The organism is Streptomyces sp. DI166, assembly GCF_900091315.1.
GTDB lineage: Bacteria > Actinomycetota > Actinomycetes > Streptomycetales > Streptomycetaceae > Streptomyces > Streptomyces fuscus.
The window spans coordinates 1-3,964 of record NZ_FLSP01000203.1; the positions used below are offsets into that span (position 1 = coordinate 1).

Here is a 3,964-nt window from a genome sequence, read left to right on the forward strand (position 1 = left end):
CATCAACCAGCTCGGCGCCGTCTACGAGGGCCTGATGTCCTACACCGGCATCATCGCCAAGGACCAGCTGGCCGAGGTTGCCAAGCCCGGCGCGAAGAAGGGCGACAAGCAGTACGGCGATCCCGAAAAGGGGTCCTGGCTCATCCCCGCCGACCGGCTGACCAAGTACAGGGAGAACACGTACGTTGTGTACTCCGCACAGGACGCCGAACAGTACGGTCTGCGTGGCCCCAAGAAGTACGACAAGGGCACCTTCGTCTACCGACTGGCCGGCCGCGACCGCGAGACGTCCGCCTCGTACTACACCCCTGAGTCTCTTACGAAGGTCACCGTCGAGCTGGCGCTCAAGCACCGCCTCGACCAGGAGAAGGACGCTGACGGCAACACGGTCAAGACCCGTGCGAGCGAGCTGCTGCGCTACACGATCTGCGAACCGGCCCTCGGCTCCGGCGCGTTCCTCAACGAGGCGATCAACCAGGTCGCCAAGGAGTATCTGAGGCGCCGACAGGATGAGCTAGGCGTCAGCCTGGACACGTCGAAGACACTCGATGCCGAGCAGAAGGTGAAGGCGTACATCGCCCTTCACAACGCGTACGGCATCGACCTCAACGCAACGGGTGTGGAGCTTGCGGAGGTGTCGCTGTGGCTCAACACCATGCACCCCGGCATGCGTGCGCCGTGGTTCGGACTGCATCTGCGGCGGGGCAACTCGCTTATCGGAGCCAGGCGTTGGGTGTACGAGGCCGAGCGCATCAAGAAGGAGCGGACGATCGGCGCGCACACGCCGACCAAGCTGCCGTTCCGGGCAGCTGGGGATAGTTCGGAGCAGTTGCTGCCGAATGGGGCTGTGCATCAGTTCCTTCTGCCGACGCCTGGGTGGGGTGCGGTCGCGGGGGCGAGCGGGGATGCGAAGAAGCTGGTGGAGCAGCTCGCCTTGCCGCAGTTGGAGCAGCTGAAGGCGTGGAAGAGCAGCATCAAGGCGAAGCCCAAGACGACAGGCGGCAAGGGTAGCCAGCTCGCCCGGTTGCAGGCTGCGGCCCTTCGCGTCGAGTTTCTGTGGAAGCTGGTCGCCAAGCGCATGGAGCTGAGCGAGCGAGAGATCGCCCGCACCATCGATGTGTGGGGGACGGATCGTGAGGAGGACGCGGAGGAGTACGCCTTCCTCCGCCGTGACAAGCAGAACCCGGACCAGAGCCTGCCGCTGACCAAGGAGCAGGTCTTCAAGGACCTCTATGCGGCGGAGGGCTCCCCGTATTGGCGGCTCAAGCAGGTCATGGACGCGTGGTGCGCGCTGTGGTTCTGGCCGCTGGAGAAGGTGGGGCTGCTGGACGGGGCGGACGCGGAGTACGCGACGGCTCCGGTGGTGACGGCGCAGGCCGGGGCCGACCTGGATGCGTTGTTGTCGTCGGTGGTCGGGCCGGAGGTGGAGGTCGAGGAGCGCGCGCCCGAGCCGACGCCTGTGCCTCAGTTCCTTGAGCCCGGCCTGCTGTTCACCATGGATGGTGACCAGATTTCCCTGGGTGAGTCTGAGAGCGACGACGAGGCCGGGAAGAAGAAGGAGGCCAAGAAGAAGCGCGGCTCCTCCGCTCCCAAGAAGCCCAGTGGGCCGGCGCGCCGCCGCGATGTCATTCCGCTCGCGGACCTGGGCGACTGGATCGCCTTCCTGGAGTCCATGCTCGGTACGGGGCCGGTTCCAAAGGACACCTTCGCCACGACGGTCGACTCCCTGGAGGAGTTGAAGAAGCTCGAAGACCTGGTCCAGGCTGAGATGGGCATGGACGATGCCCGTAAGGCGGTTGAGACGCGGTATCCGTGGATGCGGGTCGTCCGTGATATCGCGGAGGAGCAGGGTTTCCTTCACTGGGAGTTGGACTTTGCGGGTGTCTTCACCAGTGAGGCGGGGGGCTTCGACCTTCAGGTGGGCAACCCGCCGTGGGTGCGGCCGGAGTGGAAAGAGGATCCGGTCCTCGCGGAGTACGAGCCTTGGTTCATGCTCACGGAGAAGCCTAAGGCGGAGGAGAAGAACCGGCGGCGGGGTGTCGAACTCGCACGAGAGGAGGTGCAGCAGTACCTGCTCGGCGAGGTGACGAACACGGTGACGATGGCGTCGTACCTAGCGGCGTCACCGGTATATCCGCTGGTCTCGGGGACCAAGCCTGATTTGTACCGGGCATTCATGTGCGAGGTGTGGAGCCACGCTGGGCGCAACGGGACGGCTGGGATGGTTCACCCTGACACCCACTTCAGGGGTGACCAGGAGGCTGAGCTGCGCGCGGCAGCGTATCGGCGGCTGCGTGTGCACGGCGATTTCGTAAACGCTGGAAACCGGTTCTTCCCGCCACCGGTAGGGCGGTCCAGCCACTTTGGCGTGCACGTCTACGGGAACGAGCAGGAGGTCTCCTTCGACTCGCTGTCGTGGCTCTTCACCGTCGACTCGCTGCGCTTGTCGTCGACTGCTGATGAAACCGGTGACGATCCTGGTGTTAAGTACAATGGTGGTTGGGATGAGCGCCCCCATCCGAAGCGTGTCATCCATGTCACGGCAGATACTCTCGCGCGATGGCGCCGCCTTGCTGGGGATGAAGGACCGCTGGAGCACACGCGTTTGCTCGCACCGGTGAGCACGGCCGAGGATCTGGCAATCGATGCGTTGGGCTGCTTTCCCTTGCGTCTCGATGCGCTGAATTACGAGATCTTCATTGGGTTCGATGAAGGCGCTGCCAAGAAGGCGCAGTTCGGCCCGAACAAGGACCAGCGGCTCATCGACTACAACACCGGCGTCGACGGCCAGGAGGACTACCACGCGAAGGCGTGGAGCGACGTCATCCTCAAGGGGCCGCAAATCGGCGTGGCCAACCCGATGTTCAAGCAGCCCAGCCAGGGCGGTGGTGAGGTTCGCGGTCTCGACCCGAGGGCGCTCGCGGACGACGCGGTGCCGGAGTCGGAGTACCGGTGCGTGGCTCAGCGCGACGTGTTTCTAGGCGAGCAGGACAGGTGGCCCGACTGGGAAAGGTACGAGGCGCTGCTCGCTTCGAAGGAGGAACGGGCACAGGCCCGACTCCGCATCGCGGAGAAGCGTAAAATTGAACTGGAGGAGGTCGAGGAGGAGCAGGTCGAGAAGTTTTTGCTTGCCAAGGCCAGCAGGCCATACAGTGAGCGATTTCGTTGGGCGTGGCGGAACCAGATCGCACCGGACACCGAACGTGCCTTGTATGCAGCTTTGTTGCCTCGCGAGGTGGCTCATGTGGGGGGAATCCGCAGCGCCTTCGTTTCGTCACTGCGGCACTCGGCACTGGTTGGGGGATTCTGGTCGGGGTTGCCGATCGACTACTTCTTGCGGACGCTTGCTTGGACGCATCTGCACGAGAACCAGGCCAAGCTGCTCCCTGTCCCCCAGGAAGACCACCCTCTAGCCCCCGCCCTCCTCCTCCGCACCCTCCGCCTGAACGCCCTGACCACCGCCTACGCCGGCCTCTGGTCAGAGCTCTACGACCCCAAGTGGCCCGGCTACGAGCCCTGGGCGATCAAGTGGCCCAACCTCAAGACCGAGCTGCACAACGTCACCCCCACCTGGCAGCGTGACACCCCTCTCCGCACCGAATACGCTCGCCGCGCCGCCCTCGTCGAGATCGATGCCCTCGTCGCCGTATGGCTCGGCATTGACGCGGACACACTCATCGCCATGTACCGGGCCCGTTTCCCGATCATGCAGGACTTCGACCGGGTGACCTGGTTCGACGCCGAGGAGCGGAAGATCGCTGGGGATCGCTACACCTACGGCTTCGACCAGTCCAAGGACCACTGGACCCAGTTCGAGGAATATCGCGAGTCCTACGAGAAGGATCCGAATACCGACACCCCCGTCCCCGACGGCTACACCGCCCCCTTCTACAAGGCCAACCGCGAGCGCGAAATGCGCCAAGCCCACGCCTACTTCAAGCAGCGCCTCGACGAAGCTGTAGCT

The 3,964-nt window shown here is 64.4% G+C and carries 1 protein-coding gene; it reads left to right on the plus strand.

The features are described 5' to 3' along the window. On the plus strand, positions 1 to 3,964 hold a 3,964-nt coding region (locus tag GA0115233_RS39640), incomplete at both ends, for a hypothetical protein (RefSeq protein WP_107406503.1).